The organism is Xenophilus sp. Marseille-Q4582 (assembly GCF_916700565.1).
Lineage (GTDB): Bacteria > Pseudomonadota > Gammaproteobacteria > Burkholderiales > Burkholderiaceae_C > Xenophilus.
The window spans coordinates 81,790-105,040 of the sequence record NZ_CAKAKO010000004.1 but is presented as its reverse complement, the minus strand read 5'-3'; the positions used below and the strand labels follow the sequence as shown (position 1 = coordinate 105,040).

27 protein-coding genes, 1 tRNA gene and 1 pseudogene are annotated in these 23,251 nt (G+C 70.1%); 7 read left to right on the top strand and 22 right to left on the bottom strand.

The window, feature by feature from the left end; genetic code table 11:
- Window positions 1-15 precede the first annotated feature (15 nt).
- From LG388_RS15855 to LG388_RS15835, 5 genes are read right to left on the bottom strand one after another with little or no spacing between them, the layout of a single operon-like run.
- Window positions 16-714, bottom strand: a complete 699-nt coding sequence (locus tag LG388_RS15855) for an SCO family protein (protein ID WP_225783712.1) — start codon at window positions 712-714, stop codon at window positions 16-18.
- Window positions 711-1,607, bottom strand: coding sequence for a heme o synthase (gene cyoE, locus LG388_RS15850; RefSeq protein ID WP_225783711.1), 897 nt, complete (start codon window positions 1,605-1,607; stop codon window positions 711-713). Before cyoE ends, LG388_RS15855 begins: the two co-directional genes overlap by 4 nt.
- On the bottom strand, window positions 1,604-2,821 hold the full coding sequence (locus LG388_RS15845; RefSeq protein WP_225783710.1) for a heme A synthase: 1,218 nt from the start codon (window positions 2,819-2,821) through the stop codon (window positions 1,604-1,606). Before LG388_RS15845 ends, cyoE begins: the two co-directional genes overlap by 4 nt.
- Window positions 2,818-3,531 (bottom strand): hypothetical protein, encoded by a 714-nt coding sequence (locus LG388_RS15840; RefSeq protein WP_225783709.1) that lies wholly within the window; start codon window positions 3,529-3,531, stop codon window positions 2,818-2,820. Before LG388_RS15840 ends, LG388_RS15845 begins: the two co-directional genes overlap by 4 nt.
- Window positions 3,488-4,360, bottom strand: a complete 873-nt coding sequence (locus LG388_RS15835) for an SURF1 family protein (RefSeq protein WP_225783708.1) — start codon at window positions 4,358-4,360, stop codon at window positions 3,488-3,490. The genes LG388_RS15840 and LG388_RS15835 overlap by 44 nt, the downstream gene beginning before the upstream one ends.
- 53 nt (window positions 4,361-4,413) lie before the next feature.
- Here LG388_RS15835 and LG388_RS15830 point away from each other — a divergent pair, with 53 nt between their 5' ends.
- Window positions 4,414-4,638, top strand: coding sequence for a twin transmembrane helix small protein (locus tag LG388_RS15830; RefSeq protein ID WP_225783707.1), 225 nt, complete (start codon window positions 4,414-4,416; stop codon window positions 4,636-4,638).
- Window positions 4,639-4,754: 116 nt separating this feature from the next.
- Here LG388_RS15830 and LG388_RS15825 read toward each other — a convergent pair whose 3' ends face one another.
- From LG388_RS15825 to LG388_RS15790, 8 genes are all read right to left on the bottom strand, one after another.
- A complete protein-coding gene (locus LG388_RS15825) occupies window positions 4,755-5,636 on the bottom strand; it encodes a cytochrome c oxidase subunit 3 (RefSeq protein ID WP_225783706.1) in 882 nt (293 codons plus the stop codon).
- A gap of 62 nt (window positions 5,637-5,698) precedes the next feature.
- Window positions 5,699-5,929 (bottom strand): DUF2970 domain-containing protein, encoded by a 231-nt coding sequence (locus tag LG388_RS15820; RefSeq protein WP_225783705.1) that lies wholly within the window; start codon window positions 5,927-5,929, stop codon window positions 5,699-5,701.
- Window positions 5,926-6,552, bottom strand: coding sequence for a cytochrome c oxidase assembly protein (locus LG388_RS15815; RefSeq protein ID WP_225783704.1), 627 nt, complete (start codon window positions 6,550-6,552; stop codon window positions 5,926-5,928). Before LG388_RS15815 ends, LG388_RS15820 begins: the two co-directional genes overlap by 4 nt.
- A gap of 13 nt (window positions 6,553-6,565) precedes the next feature.
- On the bottom strand, window positions 6,566-6,676 hold the full coding sequence (locus LG388_RS15810) for a cytochrome oxidase small assembly protein (RefSeq protein ID WP_225783703.1): 111 nt from the start codon (window positions 6,674-6,676) through the stop codon (window positions 6,566-6,568).
- Window positions 6,677-6,699: 23 nt separating this feature from the next.
- A complete protein-coding gene (ctaD, locus tag LG388_RS15805) occupies window positions 6,700-8,334 on the bottom strand; it encodes a cytochrome c oxidase subunit I (RefSeq protein ID WP_225783702.1) in 1,635 nt (544 codons plus the stop codon).
- Window positions 8,335-8,373: 39 nt separating this feature from the next.
- Window positions 8,374-9,543: a cytochrome c oxidase subunit II gene (coxB, locus tag LG388_RS15800; RefSeq protein ID WP_225783701.1), complete on the bottom strand. Its 1,170-nt coding sequence runs from the start codon at window positions 9,541-9,543 to the stop codon at window positions 8,374-8,376.
- A gap of 66 nt (window positions 9,544-9,609) precedes the next feature.
- Complete coding sequence (locus LG388_RS15795) at window positions 9,610-10,086, bottom strand: DUF2244 domain-containing protein (protein ID WP_225783700.1); 477 nt, start codon at window positions 10,084-10,086, stop codon at window positions 9,610-9,612.
- Between the two features lie 258 nt (window positions 10,087-10,344).
- Entirely contained in the window at window positions 10,345-11,262 is a 918-nt protein-coding gene (locus LG388_RS15790) for a biotin synthase (RefSeq protein ID WP_225783699.1), read from the bottom strand.
- A gap of 132 nt (window positions 11,263-11,394) precedes the next feature.
- Between LG388_RS15790 and LG388_RS15785 the strand changes: the two genes are divergently transcribed.
- The gene (locus LG388_RS15785; protein WP_225783698.1) at window positions 11,395-12,114 is read left to right on the top strand and encodes a ComF family protein; all 720 of its coding nucleotides are present in this window, start codon (window positions 11,395-11,397) and stop codon (window positions 12,112-12,114) included.
- A 28-nt stretch (window positions 12,115-12,142) separates the two neighbouring features.
- On the opposite strand, the gene ychF is transcribed toward LG388_RS15785, so the two are convergent.
- Entirely contained in the window at window positions 12,143-13,234 is a 1,092-nt protein-coding gene (ychF, locus tag LG388_RS15780) for a redox-regulated ATPase YchF (RefSeq protein ID WP_225783697.1), read from the bottom strand.
- 80 nt (window positions 13,235-13,314) lie between these two features.
- Window positions 13,315-14,214, bottom strand: a complete 900-nt coding sequence (locus LG388_RS15775; protein ID WP_225783696.1) for an MOSC domain-containing protein — start codon at window positions 14,212-14,214, stop codon at window positions 13,315-13,317.
- 134 nt (window positions 14,215-14,348) lie between these two features.
- On the opposite strand from LG388_RS15775, the gene LG388_RS15770 reads away from it, so the two are divergent.
- The 3 genes from LG388_RS15770 to LG388_RS15760 all read left to right on the top strand — a co-directional run bounded on the left by LG388_RS15770 (window position 14,349) and on the right by LG388_RS15760 (window position 18,172).
- On the top strand, window positions 14,349-15,479 hold the full coding sequence (locus tag LG388_RS15770; protein WP_225783695.1) for an FAD-dependent monooxygenase: 1,131 nt from the start codon (window positions 14,349-14,351) through the stop codon (window positions 15,477-15,479).
- 123 nt (window positions 15,480-15,602) lie between these two features.
- Window positions 15,603-16,310 (top strand): DsbC family protein, encoded by a 708-nt coding sequence (locus LG388_RS15765; RefSeq protein WP_225784397.1) that lies wholly within the window; start codon window positions 15,603-15,605, stop codon window positions 16,308-16,310.
- Window positions 16,310-18,172 (top strand): M61 family metallopeptidase, encoded by a 1,863-nt coding sequence (locus LG388_RS15760; protein WP_225783694.1) that lies wholly within the window; start codon window positions 16,310-16,312, stop codon window positions 18,170-18,172. The genes LG388_RS15765 and LG388_RS15760 overlap by 1 nt, the downstream gene beginning before the upstream one ends.
- Window positions 18,173-18,193: 21 nt before the next feature.
- Here LG388_RS15760 and LG388_RS15755 read toward each other — a convergent pair.
- Window positions 18,194-18,424: pseudogene (locus LG388_RS15755) on the bottom strand (DUF2325 domain-containing protein); the annotation flags it as partial.
- 301 nt (window positions 18,425-18,725) lie between these two features.
- Here LG388_RS15755 and LG388_RS15750 point away from each other — a divergent pair.
- Window positions 18,726-19,505 carry an enoyl-CoA hydratase gene (locus tag LG388_RS15750; RefSeq protein ID WP_225783693.1) on the top strand — a complete coding sequence of 260 codons (780 nt, stop codon included), beginning with the start codon at window positions 18,726-18,728 and terminating at the stop codon, window positions 19,503-19,505.
- 122 nt (window positions 19,506-19,627) lie between these two features.
- On the opposite strand, the gene LG388_RS15745 is transcribed toward LG388_RS15750, so the two are convergent.
- Both LG388_RS15745 and LG388_RS15740 read right to left on the bottom strand, forming a co-directional pair.
- Complete coding sequence (locus tag LG388_RS15745; RefSeq protein ID WP_225783692.1) at window positions 19,628-20,956, bottom strand: hypothetical protein; 1,329 nt, start codon at window positions 20,954-20,956, stop codon at window positions 19,628-19,630.
- A complete protein-coding gene (locus tag LG388_RS15740) occupies window positions 20,953-21,597 on the bottom strand; it encodes a sigma-70 family RNA polymerase sigma factor (RefSeq protein ID WP_225783691.1) in 645 nt (214 codons plus the stop codon). Before LG388_RS15740 ends, LG388_RS15745 begins: the two co-directional genes overlap by 4 nt.
- A gap of 148 nt (window positions 21,598-21,745) precedes the next feature.
- Here LG388_RS15740 and LG388_RS15735 point away from each other — a divergent pair.
- Window positions 21,746-21,822, top strand: a tRNA-Met gene (locus LG388_RS15735).
- Window positions 21,823-22,052: 230 nt separating this feature from the next.
- On the opposite strand, the gene LG388_RS15730 is transcribed toward LG388_RS15735, so the two are convergent.
- The 4 genes from LG388_RS15730 to LG388_RS15715 form a co-directional block, all read right to left on the bottom strand.
- Window positions 22,053-22,370, bottom strand: a complete 318-nt coding sequence (locus LG388_RS15730; protein WP_225783690.1) for a terminase small subunit — start codon at window positions 22,368-22,370, stop codon at window positions 22,053-22,055.
- Between the two features lie 71 nt (window positions 22,371-22,441).
- A complete protein-coding gene (locus LG388_RS15725; protein WP_225783689.1) occupies window positions 22,442-22,648 on the bottom strand; it encodes a hypothetical protein in 207 nt (68 codons plus the stop codon).
- A gap of 137 nt (window positions 22,649-22,785) precedes the next feature.
- The gene (locus LG388_RS15720; protein WP_225783688.1) at window positions 22,786-22,986 is read right to left on the bottom strand and encodes a hypothetical protein; all 201 of its coding nucleotides are present in this window, start codon (window positions 22,984-22,986) and stop codon (window positions 22,786-22,788) included.
- Window positions 22,986-23,249 (bottom strand): hypothetical protein, encoded by a 264-nt coding sequence (locus LG388_RS15715; RefSeq protein ID WP_225783687.1) that lies wholly within the window; start codon window positions 23,247-23,249, stop codon window positions 22,986-22,988. Before LG388_RS15715 ends, LG388_RS15720 begins: the two co-directional genes overlap by 1 nt.
- Window positions 23,250-23,251: the final 2 nt, after the last annotated feature.

Sequence of the window (23,251 nt, the reverse complement as noted above, 5' to 3'; positions counted from 1 at the left end):
GCAGGCGCCGCGCCTTCAACCCTGCTTGAGCAAGGCCTGGATGTCGGCCGCCATGGCGTCCACCGGCGTGCCGTAGCGCGCGTAGAGGCGCAAGCGGCCCTGCGGGTCGTACAGGTAGGTGGCGGCCGAATGGTCCATGGTGTAGCTGCCGGGCGTCTTGCCGTCCACCTTCTTGTAGTAGACCTTGAAGTCCTTGGCCGTGGCGGCGAGCTGCTCGGCCGTGGGGATCAGCGCCAGGAAGCCGGGATCGAAGGCTTCCATGTAGGCTTTCATCACCTCGGCCGTGTCGCGCGCCGGGTCCACGGTGATGTAGATCACCTGCAGCTTGTCGCCGTCGGCGCCCAGCTTGTCCTTGATCTGCTTCATCTCCAGCATGGTCGTGGGGCACACGTCCGGACACTGCGCGAAGCCGAAGAACACCGCGACCACCTTGCCCCTGAAGTCGGCCAGCGTGCGCTCGCGGCCGTTCATGTCGGTCAGCCTGAAGTCGCGCGCATAGTCCGCGCCCGTGAGGTCGATGGCGTTGAAGCTGGGCTTGGCTTCCGAACAGCCCGCCAGGCCCAGCAGCGCCAGCGCACCGGCCGCGCCGGCGCCGCGCGCGAGCAGGTGCAGGGCGCGTCTTCGTGGTCCGCTGGGTGGCGCCGGGTCAAGCGCCGCGCCCTCGGGCCGCCGAGCTGGCGCAGCGCCGGCGCGTGGAAGCCATGTCTTGTTCATCGGAGGTAGTGGTCGATCAGCAGCGCCGCGAACAGCACGCTGAGGTGGATGAGCGAGAAGCGGAAGGTGCGGCGCGCGAGCGCGTCGGAATAACTGCGCCACAGCGCGAAGCCGTAGGCGCAGAAGCCGATGCTCACGGCGAAAGCCACGGCCAGGTACAGCCAGCCGCTCATGCCGTAGATGAAGGGCAGCAGGCAGGCCGCGAACAGGATCAGCGTGTAGAGCAGGATCTGCAGGCGCGTGAACGCGTTGCCATGCGTGACCGGCAGCATGGGCAGGCCGGCCTTGCGGTAGTCCTCCACGCGGTACAGCGCCAGCGCCCAGAAATGCGGCGGCGTCCACAGGAAGATGATGAGAAAGAGGATCAGCGCCTCGGGCCCCACGTCGCCGCGGATGGCCGCCCAGCCCAGCACCGGCGGCATGGCGCCCGACGCGCCGCCGATCACGATGTTCTGTGGCGTGAGCGGCTTGAGCACCACGGTGTAGATCACCGCATAGCCGACGAAGGTGGCGAAGGTCAGCCACATGGTCAACGGATTGACCGTGAACCACAGCAGGGCCGAGCCCAGCGCGCACAGGCCGGTGGAAAAGACCAGGGTCTGGCCATCGCTGAGTTCGCCGCGTGCGGTCGGCCGCCACGCGGTGCGCTTCATCTTGGCGTCGATGCCCTTCTCGACCAGGCAGTTGAAGGCCGCGGCCGCCCCCGCCACCAGCCAGATGCCCAGGCAGGCCATCGCCAGCGTGAGCCACTGCTCGGCGGTGGGCAGGCCCGGGATGGCCAGCGCCATGCCGATCAGGGCGCAGAAGACGATCAGCTGCACCACCTTGGGCTTGGTGAGCTGGTAGAACTGGCGCAGCACAGGGGTGCTGACGGCAGGCGCGGCGGCACTCATGAATGCACTCCCGAAGACAAGGACGCGGCCGACGCTGGTGCGGCGGGCGCCGGCTGCCGCCCCGACTGCGGCTGGGGCGCGCGGCGGCTTTCGCACCAGGCCCAGGTCAGCACCACGGCCATGGCGGCCGCGCCGCCGGTGTGCAGCACGGCGGCGGCCAGCGGCCAGCCCAGCAGCACGTTGCCCAGGCCCGTGGCCAGTTGCAGCAGCGCCAGTCCGCCCAGCCAGCGGGCCTGCTGGCGCAGCGCCGCCACCCGCGCCAGGCGCCACACCAGCACGATCAGCACGGCGAACACGGCATAGGCCGCGAGCCGGTGCGTGTAGTGGATGGCCGTGAGCGCGGCGAATTCGATGGGCGTGCCCGAGCGGTCCACGCCCAGCTCGCGCCAGATCTCGAAGGCCTGGCGGAAGTTCATGGGGGGCCACCAGCTGCCCTGGCAGGCCGGGAATTCGGTGCAGGCCAGCACCGCGTAGTTGGTGCTGACCCAGCCACCCAGGGCGATCTGCAGCACCAGCAGCACGAGCGCCGCGCCGAGCAGCGCGCGCAAGGCGCCGGGCACCGGCACGGGCAAGCGCTGCTGTGCCACCTGCTGATAGCGCACGGCCTGGATGCACAGCAGCGCCAGCAGCAGTACCGCGCCCAGCAGGTGCAGCGTGACGATGGCCGGATAGAGCTTCCAGGTCACGGTGAGTGCGCCGAAGGCGCCCTGCACGCACACCCAGACCAGCGTGGCCGCCGGCCACCAGGTGCTGAGCACGGCGGCGTCCGGCGCGCGGTGCAGCGTGCGCCGCTGCGCGCGCCGCGCCCACCCGGTCGCCAGCGCCAGCACCAGGATCAGCGCCCCCACCCCGGTGGCCAGGTAGCGGTGCACCATCTCGATCCAGGCCTTGGAATGGGTGACGGGGCCGGTCGGCTGCGCCGATTGGGCCATCGCGATCTCGTGCCGCGCGCCGAAGGGACTGGCGTTGCCGTAGCAGCCCGGCCAGTCGGGGCAGCCCAGGCCCGAATCGGTCAGCCGCGTGAAGGCGCCGAAGAGCGTGAGGTCGAAGGTCAGGAAGAGCGTGAGCACGGTGAGCGCATGCAGCCGCCGCGCGGCCCCGGCGCCCGCGTTGCGGCGCCAGATCCACAGCACCGGGCCGAGCGCGATCAGCGCGCCCACGCCCAGCAGCCAGGCGATGGGCGCCAGGTCGTAGAGGGGTTGGGCGTCGCTCATCGGCCGGCGTTGTCCCAGGAGGAAGAGGCACGCAGCAGGCGGTCGATGTCGCGCTTGGCCTTGCCGGCCGCCTTCATGTCCATGCGCGCCGGGTAGCGCATCATCCAGTTGCCCATGGGGTCGACCACGAACAGATGCTCGGCCAGCGTGTGCCCGGCCTCCGGCTGCAGCCATTGCGCGAGGGCTTCGCGCGGCACGCGCAGCACCGTGGCGCCGTGCAGGCCGTTGGCCAGACGGTCGGGCACCGGGGCATCGTCGGTCACCAGCCAGACGCGGTCGATGCGGTCCTTTTCGCGGCCCACCACCTCGCGCAGCTGCCGCTGCAGGTACAGCTGCTGCTCGCACAGCGCGTCGCAGGCGGCGTCGGCCACCGCCACGAGGAGCCACTGGCCCTTGAGCGACTGCAGGTTCACCGTCTCGCCCGCGGGCGTGCGCGCCGGCAGTGGCGGCACCGGGCGCTGCGGATCGATGAGCTGGCCGAAGACGCTGCGGCCTTCGGGGCGGATCACGTAGTAGGTGAAGTAGGACGCGATCACCGGCGCCGCGCAGCACAGCAGCACCGCCAGCATCTTCCAGCGGCCCACGCGCGTGCGGCGCGCGGGGTCGACTTCCTGCATCGCCTCGCGCGGCGTGGGCAGGTTGTGCACGGTCAGGCCCAGGGGCTCGTCAGCCACGGCGGCGGCGGGGGGCGATGAGTTGGAACCAGACATACAGGACGGTGACGAGGGTCGCTAGACCGAACCACTGAAAGGCGTAGCCGTAGTGCTTCTCGATGCCGAGCGCCGGGGCGGGCCATTCGCGGTCCAGCCCTTCGGACGCGGGGCCGACCTGTTGCAAGGACAGATCCACGCGCAGCGGGAGGCCGGTTTCGACGCGGAAGGCGTCGAGCGCCAGATTCTGCCGGATGCGCGATGCCCCCGGCGCGGCTGCGGCTGCGGCGGGGTCGCTCGCGGAGGGCGCGGGCGGACTGCTGGACGCGTCGGTCGAGGGTGGCGCCTGCCCATCCGCCTCGGCGGGGGGCGGCGCGCCCTCCTCCTTGCCGAGCTGGAAAAGCTGCGCGGGCGGCGGCGCGATGCGCGCCGTGATCTCCACCAGCCCGGGCGGCGTCTGCACCTCGGGCAACTGCATCCGGTCCTGGAAATTGCGCGGCACCCAGCCGCGCTGCACCATCAGCGTCTGCTCGGTGCCTTCCACGGCGAAAGGCGTGAGCACATAGAAGCCGGGGCGGCCATGCATCTGCCGGTTGTCCAGGTACACCGTGCGCGTGGGCACCCACAGCCCGCGCAGGCGCACCAGGCGGTCCATTTCGGTACGGATGTCCTCCACCGCCTGCAGGCCCGTCCAGTCGAGCGGCGGGTGTGCGCGCTGGGCCTCGATGCGGGCGGCGCGCGCTTCCTTCTCGGCCGCGCGCGCCAGCTGCCAGCGGCCCAGGGAGACGGTCAGTGCGATCAGGGCCAGCGCGGCCACGGTGATGACCCAGAAGCGCAGGCCCATGGGGCGCTTCGGGGTGCCGTCGCTCGTCAACTCGATCTCACGCATGGCAACAACAGGGCGATGGCCGCAGGGAAAACGCGCGGCCGATAATCAGAATCATGAAATACCTTGTTGCCCTGGCTTTCGTCGGCATCCTGGGGAGCCTGGCCTGGGCCTTGTTTCACATGCTGCGCGGCAACAGCCAGAAGGGCGCAGGCAAGGGGGGCGGCATGGCGCGCGCACTCACCGTTCGGATCGGACTCTCGGTCCTTTTGTTCCTCTGCATTCTCATCGCCTGGAAGCTGGGCTACATCCAGCCAGGCGGCTTGCCGGTCGGCAAGTGAGGCCCGCGGACTTCCGCGGCCTGCCCGGCTGCGCCGAATGAAAAAAGCGCCTCACGGCGCTTTTTTCCTGGGCCGGACCGCGGCCGCCGACTGCGGGCGGCCCCGGCCGCCCCGCCTCACATCCAGTAGACCAGGATGTACAGGCCCAGCCACACCACGTCCACGAAGTGCCAGTACCAGGCCGCACCCTCGAAGCCGAAGTGGCGCTCGGGCGTGAAGTGGCCGCGCTGCAGGCGCAGGGTGATGAACAGCAGCATCAGCATGCCCACGAACACGTGCAGGCCGTGGAAGCCGGTCAGCATGTAGAAGGTGGAGCCGTAGGCGCCCGAGCTGAGCTTGAGGTTCAGATCGGTGTAGAGGTGGAAGTACTCGTAGCCCTGCACGCACAGGAAGATGATGCCCAGGATCACGGTGAACCACATGAAGCGCACGGCCTGCGCGCGGTGGTCGGCCCGCAGCGCGTGGTGCGCGATGGTCAGCGTCACGCCCGAGGTCAGCAGCAGCGCGGTGTTGATGGTCGGCAGCCAGAAGGGACCGACGGTCTGGAAGGGCTCGATGATGCCGGCCGGCGAGCCGGTCGCGCCGGCCTGCAGGGTGGGCCAGACGGCCTTGAAGTCGGGCCACAGCAGGGCATTGTCCAGGCTGCCCAGGTTGGGCAGGGCGTGGGTGCGCGTCCACCACAGGGCGGTGAAGAAGGCGCCGAAGAACATCACCTCCGAGAAGATGAACCAGCTCATGCTCCAGCGGTAGGAGAGGTCGATCTTGTGACCATACTGGCCGCCCTCGCTCTCGCGCACGGCATCGCCGAACCACTGGTAGAGAACCACGAACCACCACAGCAGGCCGAAGGCCAGCGAATAGGCGCCCCAGGCATGGCCGTTGACCCACTGGCCGGCGCCGAGGATCACGAAGAACAGCCCGATGGCTGCCATCAGCGGATGCCGCGAAGGTCCGGGCACGAAGTAATAGGGCGTGGCACCGTGGGTCGTCGAACTCATGTCAGCTCCTGGGCTTTTCTCTTCTCTGGATGGCTCTGCATTCGCGGCGATGGGGGCGTGCCTCAACCCGCCACCGCCAGTTTCACCAGCGCGACCAGCACGCCGATGAACACCAGCACGGCCACGAAGCCGACCGCAATGATGTGCAGCGGCGACAGGCGCGCGATGTCTTTCTGGTATTCGCTGTTCTTGCGCACGCCGAAGAAGCCCCAGGCCACCGCCGAAACGGTGCGCCAGAGGGACCCCTTGGCGGGCGCCTCCTCGGCCCGCTTGCGCTCGGGCGCCGCCTTCATGACTGGGGCTCCTTCGCGGCCGGTGCCGCGACCGCGGCCGTGGGCGCGGCCGGCGTGCGCCCGCCGACCTCGAAGAAGGTGTACGACAAGGTGATCGTCTTCACATCCTTCGAGATCCGCGGATCGATCACGAAGGCCACCGGCCATTGCTTCTTCTCGCCCGCTTCCAGCGTGTACTCGCTGAAACAGAAACACTCGAGCTTGTTGAAGTAGGCCGTGGCTTGGCGCGGCGCATAGCTGGGCACGGCCTGCGCGGCCATGCGGCGGTTCTGCACGTTCTGGAACTCGTACATCACCGTGTTCAGCTCGCCCGGGTGCACGACCATGGACCGGCGCTCGGGCTTGAAGTCCCACGGGCCGCGCACGTTGGCGTCGAACTCCACCACGATGGAGCGCGAACGGTCGACCTGCGTGTTGTCGGGCACGCGCACGGCCGCGCCGCCCTTCGCCCCGCCGGGCACCTGCAACTCGTTGCGCGAGAGCACGTTGATGCCCAGCGCCTCGCACACGTGCTTGTAGATGGGGATCAGCGCATAGCCGAAGGCGAACATGCCGGCCGCCACCACGGCCAGCTTGCCCACCAGGCGGACGTTCTCGCGGCGCAGGGTTCGACCGAGGGACATGCCAGCTCCTTGCTCAGCGGCCCAGCCAAACCATGCGCACGATGAAGCCGATGAAGAACATCACGGCGATGGACGCCAGCGTGATGGCCATGCGGCGGTTGTTGCGCTTCTGCTCGGGCGTCATGGAGTCTGCGGGCGTGCGGCGGTTCAGGCCACGATCTTGGTCGCCGTGGCGTCCAGCTTGGGCGGGGTCTCGAAGGTGTGGAAGGGCGCCGGCGAGGGCACTTCCCACTCCAGGCCTTCGGCGGCTTCCCACGGCTTCTGCGGCGCCGGCTCACCCTTGCCGCGCATGGCGGGCAGCACGATGAACAGGAAGAAATAGACCTGCGCGAAGCCGAAGAAGAAGGCACCCACCGTGGCCACCGCGTTGAAGTCGGCGAACTGCATCGGATAGTCCGCATAGCGGCGCGGCATGCCGGCCAGGCCCAGGAAGTGCATCGGGAAGAAGGTGACGTTGAAGGAGATCAGCGACCACCAGAAATGCAGCTTGCCGCGCGCCTCGCTGTACATCACGCCGGTCCACTTGGGCAGCCAGTAGTACACGCCCGCGAACATGGCGTACAGCGAGCCGGCCACCAGCACGTAGTGGAAGTGGGCCACGACGTAGTAGGTGTCCTGCAGCTGGATGTCCACCGGCGCCACGGCCAGGATCAGGCCGGTGAAACCGCCCATGGTGAACACGAAGATGAAGCCGACCGCGAACAGCATGGGCGTCTCGAAGGTCATCGAGCCCTGCCACATGGTGGCGATCCAGTTGAAGATCTTCACCGCCGTGGGCACCGCGATCAGCATGGTCGCGTACATGAAGAAGAGCTGCCCCGTGACCGGCATGCCGGTCGTGAACATGTGGTGCGCCCACACGATGAAGGACAGGATGGCGATCGAGCTGGTGGCGTACACCATGGAGGCGTAGCCGAACAGCTTCTTGCGCGCGAAGGCCGGCACGATCTGGCTGATGATGCCGAAGGCCGGCAAGATCATGATGTAGACCTCGGGGTGGCCGAAGAACCAGAAGATGTGCTGGTACATCACCGGGTCTCCGCCGCCCGCGGGGTTGAAGAAGTTGGTGCCGAAGTGGCGGTCGGTCAGCGTCATCGTGATCGCGCCGGCCAGCACGGGCATCACGGCGATCAGCAGGTAGGCTGTGATCAGCCAGGTCCAGCAGAACATCGGCATCTTCATGAGCGTCATGCCCGGGGCGCGCATGTTCAGGATGGTCACGATGATGTTGATCGAGCCCATGATGGACGAGGCGCCCAGGATGTGCATCGCGAAGATGCCGGCGTCCATGGACGGGCCCATCTGCAGCGTCAGCGGCGCGTACAGCGTCCAGCCGGCCGCGGGCGCGCCGCCGGGCATGAAGAACGAGGCCACCAGCATGATCGCGGCAGGAATCATCAGCCAGAAGCTGAAGTTGTTCATGCGCGCGAAGGCCATGTCGGAGGCGCCGATCTGCAGCGGGATCATCCAGTTCGCGAAGCCCACGAAGGCCGGCATGATGGCGCCGAACACCATGATCAGGCCGTGCATGGTGGTGAACTGGTTGAACAGCTCGGGGTTCACCAGCTGCAGGCCGGGCTGGAACAGCTCGGCGCGGATCAGCAGCGCCAGCACGCCGCCCACCATCAGCATCGTGAAGCTGAACAGCAGGTACAGCGTGCCGATGTCCTTGTGGTTGGTGGCGAACAGCCAGCGGCGCCAGCCGTGCGGATGGTCGTGGTGCTCGTCGTGTGCGTGGTCGCCGTGCGAGGCGTGGCCGTGAGGATCGAGGACTGCGCTCATGGGGACTGTCTTCCTTGACTGTTCTTCGTCGGCCGCGGCTTACTTGCCACGCTGGGCCAGCACTTCGGCCGGCTGCACGATCTGGCCCGTCTTGTTCGACCAGCTGTTCTTGGTGTAGCTCGCCACGGCGGCGATGTCGGTGTCGCTCAGCTGGGCCCACGACGGCATCGCGCCGTTGTTCTGGCCCTTGAGCAGCACCTGGATCTGCTTGCTGTGGTCTTCGTCCAGCACCACGGCCGCGCCGTCCAGCGGCTTGATGGGGCCGGCGCCCTTGCCGTTGGCCTGGTGGCAGGCCGCGCAGTTGGCGGCGTACACGCGCTCGCCGCGCGCCAGGATCTCGGGCAGCGTCCAGACCTTGTTCGGGTCGTCCAGCTTGGCCGCGGCTTCCTTGCGCTTGGTGTCCACCCAGGCCGTGTATTCGGCGGCCGAGACCACCTTCACGTGAATGGGCATGTAGGCATGTTCCTTGCCGCACAGTTCCTGGCACTGGCCGTAGAAGTCACCCGTGCGTTCGGCACGGAACCAGGTGTCGCGCACGAAGCCGGGGATCGCGTCCTGCTTGATGCCGAACTGCGGCACCGCGAAGGCGTGGATCACGTCGTTGGCGGTGGTGATGATGCGGATCTTCTGCTTCTCGGGCACCACCAGCGGGTTGTCGACCTTGAGCAGGTAATCGGCGGGAACTTCGCCCTTGGCGCCCGCATCAGACATCGCGCGATGCGAGCTGTCGAGCGTGGAAATGAAGGAAAGGCCCTCGCCCTCGCCGTTGAGGTAGTCGTAGCCCCACTTCCACTGGTAGCCGGTGACCTTGATGGTCAGGTCGGCGTTGGTGGTGTCCTTCTGCGCGACCAGCAGCTTGGTGGCCGGCAGCGCCATCAGGATCACGATGATGAACGGGATGACGGTCCAGATGACCTCGACCACCACCGATTCATGGAAGTTGGCCGCCTTGTGGCCCACCGACTTGCGGTGCTTCCAGATCGAATAGAACATGACCGAGAAGACGCCGACGAAGATCACCGTGCACAGGATCATCAGCGCCCAGTGCAGGGCGTACTGCTCCTCGGCGACCTTGGTCACACCCACGGGAAGGTTGAGTTGACGCACGGCCGGGCCACCCGGCAGATCGTTCACGGCATGGGCCGCGCCGCTGAACGCCGCGCCGGCCGCCAGCACCATCGATGCCGGCTTGCTCCAAATGCTCTTCATCGTGTTCACTTCTTCAAGGCTTCCAAACAATCCACTGGCACCGCAGACGCGGGCCCGTGCGGCGCCTCAGGCGCCGCGCAAGGCCATGCGGATCTCCCTCGCCAGCGCGGCGCGCAACTCGGGGCGCACGTAGCGCCCCACCTGCACGGAACGCCCCCGGTCCGAGACCTCGATCAGCGAGCGGTCGCTGTCCCTCGGCTCGACCCGGACCTGGTGCGGCAGGAATTCGGCCCGCTCGACGGTGCCCGCGGTTTCGAGCTCGACGATCAGGCGCCCTTCCTGCAGCGCGATGCGCTCGCCATCGGTGGCATGGCGGGCGTAAAGGAGAAAGGCAATGCCCACGGCCAGCAGTTCCAGCCAGGCCAGCGGCAGCACCAGGTGAGCCCCCTGCAGCCAGAAGACGGTACCGATCCCCAACGAGACGGCGCACAGCGAGGCATAGAGCCAGCCCAACTGGCTCGGCGTGATCGAGCAGTTGCGCTTCAGGAACCAGTGCACGTTCTGGCCCGAAACGGTGGCGAAGCGAAACACAGGATTCGGCACAGGCGAGTTCTGCAAATCGGGGATGCGGCCCGGGGCACGGGGTGATCCCGGGCGGTCAGGGGTCAGGGGACCATCCCCCGAGGTTCACGCAGCTTTGCATTGTAGCCACGCGTTTCTTTGATCCAGCACAGGGCACAACCCCATGGCGTCCGCTGCGCGACGCCTGCTTCGGCGCCTGGCGGGGCCTTCAGACGCAGCGCATGCGCGGGCGCCACCAGGCCCACGCGGAGCCAGCGAGGGCGGGCCGCGCCCCGCGCCTCAGGGCCGCCGGCCGCGCAGCATGGCCCGCATGTCGCCCAGCGGCACCGCGCTTTCGGGCGCCAGCGCCACCCGGGCCGCGGGCCGGAACGCATGGCCGTGGATGATCTCGAAAGTCAGGGCGATGCGGCCGTCCGAGGGCTGGCGCAAGCCCTCCAGCGCCTCGCGCAACCGCGCATGCCAGGCCCGGCCGCGCAGCGCGCCGAAGCGCTGCGCATGCAGGTTGCGGCCCAGACCGCGCAGTTCCGCCAGCGCGGCCTCGGGGGTGGACCAGGTCAGCACCACGCGCTCCATGTCCATCACCGGCTCGGCGAATCCGGCATGCACCAGCATGTCGCCCCAGTCGTGCATGTCGGTGAAGTCATGGTCCGGCGGCGGCCAGCCCTGCGCCTGGTAGAGCGCGCGCAGCTCGCCCAGGGTGTCGGGCCCCAGGCAGGAGAACATCAGGAAGCCGTCCACCGCCACGCCGCGGTGCCATTCGGCGATCAGCGCCTCGGGGTCGGCCGCCATGTGCAGCGCCATGTTGGCCCACAGCAGGTCCACGCCGCCTTCGGGTACGCGCGCCAGCACCGAAGACGGGGCGCTGCCGCCCAGCCAGCGCTGCGGCTTCCACCAGGCACCCGCGGTGCCGAAGGCCTGGGCGGTGGCCGCGTGCAGGCTGGGCTCGGGCTCGATCAGCCAACCCTGGGCCTTGGGGTAGCGCTGCGCCACCCGGGCATGCGCCTCGCGGCCTCCGCGCAGCGGCGACCAGTCGGCCCAATGGCGCGGCTGCGCCTTGATCCACTGCAGCCGCTCTTCCATGCGCCGGCCCACCTCCTCGTGCAGCCAGGGCGAGGCGTCGCCGGCCGCGCGCCGCGCCCAGCGCTGCGCCGCCACGGCGTCGAGGCTGGGCGGTCGGCGTTCAGGGGTGGAGGGCATCGGAAGAAGGACGGAATCGGGGGCAGCGCCGCGGCCGGCGCTTCCACGCCGGTGTTCCCGTGCGCAAGACTTGGCGAAAACGCCTGCGCGCCCCGGGCGGCGGACAAGGGGCGCCAGTATATTGAGCACCCCATGCCCCTGCTTGCCGCCGCCCATGGCCTTGCGCGCCGCGCGGGCGCCTGGCTGGGCGCCCTGCCCAGCACATGCGCGGTGTGCCATGCCTGGCCGGCGCGCGTGCTGTGCGACGCCTGCGTGGCGCGCTTCGCCCAGCCCGTGCCGCGCTGCCGCAGCTGCGCGCTGCGCGTGCCGGCCGGCGTGGCCCGGTGCGGCGAATGCCTGCGCCACCCGCTGCCGCTGGACCTCTGCCTGGCCGCCTGCGACTACGACTGGCCCTGGACGGACTGCATCGGACGCTTCAAGTTCGAGGGCCAGGCCGGCTGGGCGGCGCCGCTGGCCTTGTTGATGCACAGCATGCCCTGGGCCGAACAGGCGCTGGAAGGCGCCGACCGCGTGCTGCCCATGCCGCTCCATGCGCGCCGGCTGCGCGAACGCGGCTTCAACCAGTCGCTGGAACTGGCGCGCCGCCTGGCGCCGGACCGCGTCGATGCGCGGCTGCTGCTGCGGCTGCGCGACACGCCCGCGCAGAGCGGCCTGAACCGCGCGCAGCGTCTGCGCAACCTGCGCGGCGCCTTCGCCGTCGATCCGCTGCGCGCTGCCGAGGTCCGTGGCGCGCGCCTGCTGCTGGTCGATGACGTGATGACCACCGGCGCCTCGCTGTCCAGCGCCGCACAGGCGCTGCGCGATGCCGGGGCCGCGCGGGTGTCGGCCCTGGTGCTGGCGCGCACCGCCTGACAGCGGCGCCGCGCCGGGCCGAAGCCGCTCAGGAACTGAACAGGAAGTTCATCACGTCGCCATCCTTGACGACGTAATCCTTGCCTTCGGCGCGCATCTTGCCCGCATCCTTGGCGCCCTGCTCGCCCTTGTAGGCGATGTAGTCGTCGAAGGAGATGGTCTGGGCGCGGATGTAGCCCTTCTCGAAATCGGTGTGGATGGCGCCCGCGGCCTGCGGACCGGTGTCGCCGACGCGGATGGTCCAGGCGCGCACTTCTTTCACGCCGGCCGTGAAGTAGGTCTGCAGGCCCAGCAGCTTGTACGCCGCGCGGATCAGCCGGTTCAGGCCCGGCTCTTCCTGGCCCAGCTCGGCCAGGAACATCTGGCGGTCTTCCTCGTCCATCTCGGACAACTCGGCCTCGATCTTGGCGCAGATGGCGACCACGGGCGCACCCTGCCGGGTCGCGTACTCGGTCAGCCGGTCCAGCAGCGGGTTGTTCTCGAAACCGTCCTCAGCCACGTTGGCCACGAACATCGCGGGCTTGGCCGTGATCAGGCTGAAGCTCTTGACCAGCGGCCGCTCTTCCTTGGTGAACTCGAGCGCGCGCACGGGCGTGTTCTCGTTCAGCGCGCCCTGGCAGCGCTCCAGCAGGCCGACCAGCTTCTGCGCGTCCTTGTCGCCCGAGCGCGCCACCTTCACGTGGCGCTGCAAGGCCTTCTCGACCGTCGCCAGGTCGGCCAGGCACAGCTCGGTCTGGATCACCTCGATGTCGGCGATGGGGTCGACGCGGCCGGCCACGTGCACCACGTTCGGGTCTTCGAAGCAGCGCACCACGTTGACCGTGGCATCCGTCTCGCGGATGTGCGCCAGGAACTTGTTGCCCAGGCCTTCGCCCGTGCTGGCGCCGGCCACCAGGCCGGCGATGTCCACGAACTCGACGATGGCCGGCACGATGCGCTCGGGCTTCACGATCTCGGCCAGCTGCGCCAGGCGCGGATCAGGCACCTCCACCACGCCGGTGTTGGGCTCGATCGTGCAGAAGGGGTAGTTCTCGGCCGCGATGCCCGCCTTGGTCAGCGCATTGAAAAGGGTGGACTTGCCGACATTGGGCAGGCCGACGATGCCGCATTGGAGGCTCATGACGGTTCCAGGGACGCAGGGAAACCCGCGATTCTACGAGCCGCCCCACGCGCGGGCGCCGCCGCCAGCGCCCGCAGCGCTCAATCGAAACGGTAGTTCGCCTGCACCACCTGCCCCACCTTGAGCAGGTGCTCCACCCCTTCGCGCACGATGAAGTTCATGCCGAAGGTGATCGCGCCGTCCACGCGCGGGTCGGCGCGGTAGCTGCGCAGCGTGTCGCCCACTTCGGGGCTGCTGGCGGCCGTGGCGGGGTCGATGTCAGGGATGGGGCAGCGCGAACAGGGCTTGACGGGCTGCAGCCGCGCCACGCCTTCGCCGGTGCGCACGTGCATCATCTCCAGCCGGTCTTCGTCATGCGGCGCCACCCCGGCCAGCACGATGTTGGGGCGGAAACGCTCCATGCCGACGGGGCCATGGCCCGCCGCGGCCAGGCGTTCGTTCAGTTCGGCCAGCGAGCCGTCGCCGGCCACCAGCAAGGCGAAGCCGTCGGCGAACTGCACCTCGGCCTCCACCTCGCCCGTCCATTTGCGGCTGGACAGGCGCCTGTGCGCGGGGTCGAAGCGCACCAGCCGCAGCTTTCTCGGGTGGCCGGGCGCCGACAGGAAATCGCTGAACCACTGCGCCGCCACGTCGCCCATGTCGAAGGCGGCCACGGTGTCCTTCCAGACGGTGGCCTGCACCGGCGCTTCCACGCGGTCGTAGGCGATGTGCAGCGCCAGCATGCCGGGCGCGCGCAGCACCATCTCGGTGTGCTTCATCTGCGGCCGGATCAGCGCCATGCGCGGCAGCTCGCGCTGGCTCACGAATTCGCCGGCCTCGTCCACCACCATCCAGGCGCGGTCGAACTCCAGGCCGGTCTCGACGAGCAGCGATTCGGGCAGGTCCACGCCCGCGCAGGACTTGACCGGGTAGACGATCAGCCGCGCGATGGTGGCGCGCAGGTCGAATTCGGTGACGGAAGCGGCGTCTTGAAAGCTCATGGCATCGGCGGCAGGCAGAGAACAGCGCGCATTGTGGACGCAGCGGTGAAAGGGCCTCGCAATGGCCGCATCCACCGGCAAGGCCCTGGGGCTGCGGCGCTGCAGCACGGCAGGCCCACTTCTACAATGCCCGCATGGCTCTTCCCCCCGAGGTCTGCATCCGCGGCGCCGGCATCGTCGGCCACACTTTGGCGCTGCTGCTGGCGCGCGAGCGCGTGCGCGTGGCCCTGGTGGCGCCGCCGCGCGAAGGGCCGCGGCCCGAGGACGTGCGCGCCTACGCGCTCAACGCCCGCTCGCAGCGGCTGCTCGAATCGCTGCGCGCCTGGCCCGACGCCGACCACGCGACCGCCGTGCGCGAGATGCTGGTGCATGGCGATGACGGCGGCCGCGTGCATTTCGAGGCCGGCCAGCAGGCGGTGGATGCGCTGGCCTGGATCGTGGACGTGCCCGCGCTCGAGGCCCGGCTGGCCGAGGCCGTGCGCTTCTCGCCGCAGGTGGACGTGGTGGCCGAGCCCGTGAAGGCCGCGCTGACGGTGATCTGCGAAGGCAAGGCCAGCGCCACGCGCGAGGCGCTGGGCGTGGCCTACGACGTGACCCGCTATCCGCAGCAGGCCATCGCCACGCGGCTGCGCGCCGAGCTGCCGCACGGCGCCGTGGCGCGCCAGTGGTTCAACGACCGCGGCGAGGTGCTGGCGCTGCTGCCGCTGGGCGGCGAGGCCGGCCACGAGGTGGCGCTGGTCTGGTCCGTGGAGCAGTTCCGCACGTCCGGGCTGGTCGCCCAGGACGAAGCCGCCTTCTGCGACGGCGTGCGCGCCGCCTGCGCCGACGCGCTGGGTGCGCTGACGCTGACCAGCCCGCGCGTGGCCTGGCCGCTGCAGCGCGCCACGGCCGAGCGCTGGGTGGGCCGCCTGCCCGTCGACCAGGGCGGCGGCGCCTGGGCGCTGGCCGGCGACGCGGCCCACACCGTGCATCCGCTGGCCGGACAGGGGCTGAACCTGGGCCTGGCGGACGTGGCCGAGCTGGCCCGCGTGCTCAAGGAGCGCGATTACTGGCGCAGCGCCGGCGACGCCCGCCTGCTGCGCCGCTACGAACGCGCACGCCGCGCCGACGTGCTGGCCATGGGCCTGGCCACGGACGGGCTGCAGCAGCTGTTCTCGCAGACCGCACAGCCCCTGCCCCAGTTGCGCAACTGGGGCATGCGCGGCTTCGACCGCCTGCCGCTGGTCAAGCGCTGGGTCGCGCGCCAGGCCATGGGCCTGGCCTGAACCTTCCGGCCCGCCCTTCCCCGAGAACCTTCGGGCGCGCCCCGTCCACCAAGAACCCATCATGACCCTGCACCGCGCCCGCGCCCCGCCCCTCACCCCCTCTTGCGCACAGGCCGGCGCCGGCTGGCCGGCACCGCCTTCGCGGCCCTGGCCCTCGCCTCGCTGCTGCTGCCCGGCGCCCATGCCGGCGAAGCGGAGATCCGCAAGAACCTGGGCGCTTCCATCCCTCAGCTGGCCCACATCGACGAGGTGCGCAAGGCGCCCATGCCGGGCCTTTACGAAGTGCGGGTGGGCTTCGACGTGTTCTACACCGACGAGAACGGCAGCTTCCTGCTGCAGGGCTCGCTGCTGGACGTGAAGAACCGCAAGAACCTGACCGAGGAACGCGTGGCCGAACTGAGCGCCGTGAAGTTCGACCAGTTGCCGCTCAAGGACGCCTTCAAGATCGTGCGCGGCAACGGCAAGCGCAAGCTGGCCGTGTTCGAAGACCCGAACTGCGGCTACTGCAAGATCTTCGAGAAGGACCTGCGCAACGTGAACGACGTGACGGTCTACCTCTTCCTCTACCCGATCCTGGGCTCGGACTCGGTGGCCAAGTCGCGCGACATCTGGTGCGCCAAGGACAAGGCCGGGGCCTGGACCGCCTGGATGGTGGACGGCGTGAAGCCGGCCAGCGCCAGCTGCGACACCAGTGCGCTGGAACGCAACGTGGCCTTCGGGCGCAAGTACAACATCACCGGCACCCCGACGCTGATCTTTGCGGACGGCAGCCGCGCCCCGGGCGCCCTGCCCGCCGCGCAGGTCGAGAAGATGCTGGCGGCCGCCAACTGATGGCCGCGCCGCAAACGGCCTCCCGCCGCCGCGCCCGCGCGTCCGCCGCCGCAAAGCCCGCGGGCGCTGGCGTGCACTACGCAGTGCGCTGCGCCGACCTGCACGCCCACCTCTACGCCGTCACGCTGCGCATCGAGGCGCCCGCCGCCCCGCAGCGCGTGAGCCTGCCGGCCTGGATCCCGGGCAGCTACCTGCTGCGCGAGTTCGCCAGGAACCTGCAGAAGCTGCGCGCCACGCAGGGCCGGCGCCAGCCCGCCGTGCGGCAGCTCGACAAGGCCACGTGGGAAATCGATGGCGTGGCGGGCCAGCCGCTGGAGCTGCATTACGAGGTCTGCGCCTTCGACCCCTCCGTGCGCACCGCCTGGCTCGATGCGCAGCGCGGCTTCTTCAACGGCACCAGCCTGTGCCTGCGCGTGGAAGGCCAGACCGAGGTGCCCTGCACGCTGCACGTCGGCGCACCCGCCGCCGGCGCGACGGCCGAGCGCTGGCAATGCGCCACCGCGCTGCGCCCGCTGAAGGCGGACCGGCACGGCTTCGGCACCTACCAGGCGGCCGACTATGACGAGCTGGCCGACAGCCCCGTGGAGCTGGGCGCCTTCTGGAGCGCCGACTTCGAGGTGCTGGGCGTGCCGCACCGCTTCGTGGTGGCCGGTGCCACCGCGGCCTTCGACGGCGACCGGCTGATCGCCGACACCCTGGCCATCTGCGAGACGCAGCTGCGCTTCTGGCACGGCGACAGGGCCGACGCGCATGCGCGCCATGCCGCGCAGCGCCCGCCGCACGACCGCTACCTGTTCATGCTCAACGCCGTGGGCGACGGCTACGGCGGCCTGGAACACCGGCACAGCACGGCGCTGATCTGCACCCGCGCCGACCTGCCGCAAAAGGGCCTGCCCAAGCAGGCCGAGGGCTACACCACGCTGCTGGGCCTGATCAGCCACGAGTACTTCCACACCTGGAACGTCAAGCGCCTGCGCCCGGCCGAGCTGGCGCGCTACGACTACACCCAGGAGAACTACACCCGCCTGCTGTGGTTCTTCGAGGGCTTCACCAGCTATTACGACGACCTGCTGCTGCGCCGCGCGGACCGCATCGACGACGCCACCTACGTCAAGCTGCTCAACAAGACGGCCAACCAGGTGCTGCAGACGCCGGGGCGCCTCGTGCAATCGGTGGCCGAAGCGAGCTTCGACGCCTGGATCAAGTACTACCGGCCCGATGCGCAGACGCCCAACAGCACGGTGAGCTACTACACCAAGGGCGCGCTGGTCGCGCTGTGCCTGGACCTGACGCTGCGCAGCGAAGGCCCGGGCACGCTGGACGACGTGATGCGCCTGCTGTGGAAGCGCAGCGAGGGCGGCCCCATCGACGAGACCGCCATCGCGCAGGCCCTGGCCGATGTCGGCGGCCGCTCCTTCGCGCCCGAGCTGGCGCAATGGGTGCATGGCACCGACGAACTGCCGCTGCGCGAACTGCTGCAGGCGCACGGCGTGGCCGCCCTCGACGAACCCGCGCAGCGCGCCCAGGCGCTGGGCCTGCGGGTGGACGAGGACGCGGGCGGCGTGCAGGTCAAGGTGGTGCTGCGCGGCGGCGCGGCCGAGAAGGCGGGCTTCGCGGCCGGCGACGAATGGCTGGGCGTGGAACTGCCCGCGGGCCGCGGCCGCGCGGCCGAGGGCTGGCGGCTGCGCAGGCTCGACGACCTGGGGCTGTACCTGGGTGACGCGAAGAAAGCCACGGCGCTGGTGGCCCGCGACCGCCGCCTGCTGCGCCTGCCGCTCGCGCTGCCCGCGCCCCAGCACACGCTGCGCCTGGCGCCGCAGGACGCGCCCAAGCTTTCGGCCTGGCTGCTCAACCGGCGCTGAGCCCCGCCGGCGCGGCCGGGCTCAGCCCGCGTTCCCGACCGGTGCCGGCGCCGCGTCTTCATCCGCGCGGCGCAGCCACTTCACTTTCTGCGCGGCCTGCCCCGCCGGTGCCTCGGCGCCGACCATCACGCAGGGCTTGCCCGTGCGGCGGCAATGGTCCTGCACCCGCCACCAGGCGCCGTGGCTCACACAGCCGGTCTGGCAGATCACCAGGTCGGCGGCGCGCAGGCTGGCCTCGATGGCCGCCTCGTCGGCCGTTTCGAGCAGGTCGGCACGCTGGTGCAGGTAGCGACCGCCGGCGATTTCGACTCTGCGACGCCTGCTCGGCCAGCAGGCGCGAACAGCGCTCCTGCGCCCTGGCATAGGCGCCCATCAACACGGCATGCTCTTCCATTGGCGACTCCATCTGCGCGGCATTCTAGATAAGAACAATTCTCAAATGATGGTCGATGCACGCACCCCCGTGCTGGGTATAGTGGGCCCGCTTGGCGCCTGCCCCGGCGGCAGCGCCCACCCTGACCCTCCTCCCGTTTTTCTTCCCCCCGGAGACCGCATGAGCTACGAAAACATCGAAGTGCGCACCGAAGCCGGCAAGGTCGGCATCGTCACGCTCAACCGCCCCAAGGCGCTGAACGCGCTGAACAACGCACTGATGGACGAACTGGGCGCGGCCCTGAAGGCCTTCGACGCCGACGAGGCCATCGGCTGCATCATCGTCACGGGCAGCGAACGCGCCTTCGCCGCCGGCGCCGACATCGGGGCCATGGCCAAGTACAGCTTCGTCGACGCCTACAAGGGCGACTACATCACGCGCAACTGGGAAACCATCCGCTCCATCCGCAAGCCGGTGATCGCCGCAGTGAGCGGCTTCGCCCTGGGCGGCGGCTGCGAGCTGGCCATGATGTGCGACTTCATCATCGCCGCCGACAACGCCAAGTTCGGCCAGCCCGAGATCAAGCTGGGCGTGATCCCCGGCGCCGGCGGCACGCAGCGCCTGCCGCGCGCGGTGGGCAAGAGCAAGGCCATGGACATGGCGCTCACGGGCCGCATGATGGACGCCGCCGAGGCCGAGCGCGCCGGGCTGGTGAGCCGCGTGGTGCCTTATGACAAGCTGATGGACGAGGCCCTGGGCGCGGCCCTCACGATCGCCGACTTCTCGCAGATCGCCGTGATGGCGGCCAAGGAATCGGTGAACCGCGCCTTCGAGAGCGGCCTGTCGGACGGCGTGATGTTCGAGCGCCGGCTGTTCCACGCGCTCTTCGCCACCGCCGACCAGAAGGAAGGCATGGACGCCTTCGTGAACAAGCGCAAGGCGGATTTCAAGCACCAGTGAAAGCGCGGGGGCGGCCTCTGGACGAGTCCGCCCGACGCGCTTCTGCCAAGGCCGCGCACCCTAGGGGGCGCGGCCTTTTTCGTCGAGCACCGCGGCGCGGGCGACGGACGGCGCGACGAAGCTCAGCGCGCGCGGCTCGCCGCCTGCGCCAGCCAGGCACGCAGGGCCTGCAGCGCCGCGGCCGGCGGCTCGGCGAACACGGGCGCTGCACCGGCTGCGTGCCAGCGTAGGCCGGCGCCGCCCAGCTCCAGCGTGCCCAGCGGCCGGCCGTCCTGCAGCAGCGTGAGCCGGCCGTCGGCCGCTGCGGGCAAGGCGGCATCGCGCGCCGGCGCAGCGGCGGCCGGCAGCACGGCCGACAGCAGGTCGGTGAGGTCCTCGGCCTGCGCCCGGTCCAGCGTCAGCGCCCGGCCCTGCGCGTCGGCCAGACGCACCTGGGTCCAGCGCTGCCAGGGCTGGGAGCCCCGGGACGCTGCGGCCGGTCCGCTGGCGAGGGACTCCTGCGCGCCCCGCGCGGCGCCCCCGACCACAGGCGGCGCGGCGGGCGCCAGCTCGGCGCGCCTCGACAGGGGCGCTTCGGGCGCACGGGCAATTGGCGGAGCCGGAGCCGGAGCCGGTGCAGGCGCAGGGGCGGCAAGTCCAGGAGGCAATGCGGCCGCGCGGCGTTCAGCCTCGGCGATGGCAGCAGGCGGCGGCGCCCCGGCCATTCGAGGCACCTGAAGGGCGGCGGGCGGCGGTGGCGCGGCCGGGGCGGCGGCGCTGGCGCGTGCTTCGGCGCGCTCCGCCGTTCGGCCTTCCGCTGCACCCGCTCGCTCCGGGGCCTCTGGGGCAGGCGCGGGTGTGGGGGCGCGCGAACGCGCCGGCGGCGCTGCGGACGGCGCCGCATCCGCACGCGAGGGGGCCCGCACCGCTTCGGCCTCGGTCCTTGCCGCCGCGCGCCGCTCGGCCTGCGCGGCCTCCGTCATTTCGGCCCCAGGCGGCGCAGCGGGTGCGGTCGATGGCACGGGCGGCGCCAAAGGCCGTCCTGGCGCTGGCGCTGGCGCTGGCGCTGGCGCTGGCACTGGCACGGCTGCGGGCGCCGGCGCTCGCTCGGTCGTCGGCGCCCGGCTCCTCATCGAGCCGGGGTCGGCGTCCGGCTGCGCCTGCGGCACCGGCTCGCCCTGCCACATCAGCGTGATGAAGGTGGCCAGCACGACCGTGGCCAGTGCCCCCGTCCAGGCCACGGAAGCGCGCGGCAGCAGGCGGTCCAGCCCATGCAGCAGCCAGGCCGACAGGCCCGCGGCCGGCCGTGCCGCCCCGCCGGTTGGGGCCACGGCGCGGTGCGCCGCCGCAAGGATCGCCGCCCGCGTGGCCGCAGCCGGCTTCGCATCGGCGTGCGCATCGGGCGCATGGGCCAGCATGCGGCGCAGATGCGGGTCGGGCGCCAGATCGCCGCTGTGCGGGGCGGGCGTCATGCGTGGGCCTCCAGCACCGACAGGTAGCGCGCCATGCAGGGTCGCAGCTTCTGCAGGGCGTAGCGCAACCGGCTCTTGGCAGTCTCGAAGCCCAGGCCCAGCTGCCGGGCCAAGGCGTCCACGCTCAGGCCTTCCTCGTGCTGCAGCAGGAAGGCCGCGCGCTGCTCGGCCGGCAATTCGTCCAGGCAGGCCAGCAGGCGGCGGCCCGCCGCACGCCAGAAAGCCAGGTCTTCGGCGGAGGGCTGCGCCGCGGCGCCGGCCGCTGCGCGCAGCCAGGGTGCGGGCGCCTCCTCGTCGTCGTCACCGTGGGTCTCCATCGTCACCTCACGCCCGCTCACGCGCAGCCGGTCCATGGCCAGGTTGTGGGCGATGGTGAAAGCCCAGGTGCGCCAGCTGGCGCCCTGCGGCGAAAAGGAGGCGCGCGCCGAGATGATGCGCAACCAGGTGTCCTGGAACACCTCGTCGGCCTGCGCCGCCAGCCGCGGTCCGAGCAGCCGGCGCACGAAGCGCAGCAAGGCGCCTTCGTGGCGCGCGTACAGGAGGTCGAAGGCGGCCGTATCGCCGGCCGCATAGGCCAGCATCAGCTGGTCGTCCGCCAGGGTCTGGCGGCCGGCATCGGCGAAGGCGGGCGGCAATTGCATGGTGCGTGCATTGTCACCAGCCTTGTACGAACGAAAGCGGCAGGCGGGGCTGCCTCAGGCGCCCGGCATCGGCGCGCAACCTGCGGGACTGCGCTTCAAACCAACCCGTTGCCACAACCCGCAAAAATCTGCCTATAATGGCGGGCTCGGCGCTTTAGCTCAGTCGGTTAGAGCGATGGAATCATAATCCACAGGTCCGCGGTTCGAGTCCGTGAAGCGCCACCAGACAAAAAGCCGCATGGCTGCTGGAAAGCCCGCTATCCAAACGGTAGCGGGCTTTTCTCTTTTCAGGCCCTACCTTCACTCGATGTAACGGCGGATGTAAGAGAGTTTTTAGTGGACGCACCTATGCCAGAACGGCAACAGCGCCTTGGCCGCCTGCATCCGCAGGCCGATGCGTTCCTCGGGGTGGCTTCGATAAAGTGGCGCAAGCTGCGCCACCTCAAGATAAGCCATCAGGCGCGCGTGGGGTACGCCATGAGGAACGCGGCCACACCGATGCGCTCACGCATGCCCAAAAGCTCGAGGTCGTACATGCACCAGATCAAGAACTCGCGGGGATCGTCGGTGACGGGCGGCATGCCGGTGTAGCCCGCCCTGCGGCGCTCCAGGGCCTCGATGATGGCGGGGTGCTGCATGAGCCTGCTGCCGGTCTGCCTGGCGCTGCCGGCCGCGTAGCCGGCTTGACGGGCTGCCGCCGCCAGGGACAGGCCACGGTGAACACCATCTACGAAGGCGCGTTGGCGGGGCTTGAGGCTGGTGGGCGTCATCATTTTGTTCGTGGCGGGAGAAATGTTCTGCGCGTGGGGAACCGGTGAGGTTTCCCGGGTCGGTTCGTCCAGAATCAGGAAGCGCCCGCCCCCTGGCTCGCTGCCTCCAGGCGGGATAGCTCGGCATCAAGCTCTGCAAACCCGGCGCCGCTCTTGCGCAGGGCGACCAGGCGGGCGATGATCGCGGCCCTCTCGCGCTCGGCGTGCTGGGTGCCCAGCAGGTGCGCCAAGCGGTTGATGCGGGTCTTCAGCGGTTTGGGCAAAGTTGCCGGTGCAGTCATAGTCTGTTCCTCTCGCGCATGCGCAGGCGGGCGCACACAAAACAGGGGCAAAAATCCGGGTTAGCGTTGAAGCGACTGGAGCCGTCCGGTTTCCATGGTCGATGCCGCTGAAATGCCAGAGGCCCCCCCGAAGGTCATCAAGCCTTCAGCGCCCTGAAGGGGTCAGGCAAGGGCGCGGCCGCCAGCCAGCGGATGCACTCGGCTGCGGTGCCATCGAACACCACGCGGCCGTGATCCTCGATGACCCATGCGCCTGCCGGGTCTGCTGGCTTCCGGGCGAACAAGCGGCGGTCACGGCACATCCAGAAGACCTTGCGATCGTCGTGACGCTGGACCATCAGCGCAGCCCTCCGTCGTCCAACGACACCGACAGCGCTTGCGCCCAGGGCCTGCCCTCGTCGTCCTGCATGTCGAAGATGCACTCGGCCAGCAGGTCGTTACCGTCCTGGCGCAACTCGACATCGATGCAGGTCAGGCCGATGGCGGTGGCGCGTTGCTCGATCTCGAAGCGCAGGCGGGCCACGGCATCATGGGGATAGTCCCCTGCGCCAGCAGCCAGGGCCAGCTTGAACAGGACGATGGCGGTCATGTTCTCAGTCATCG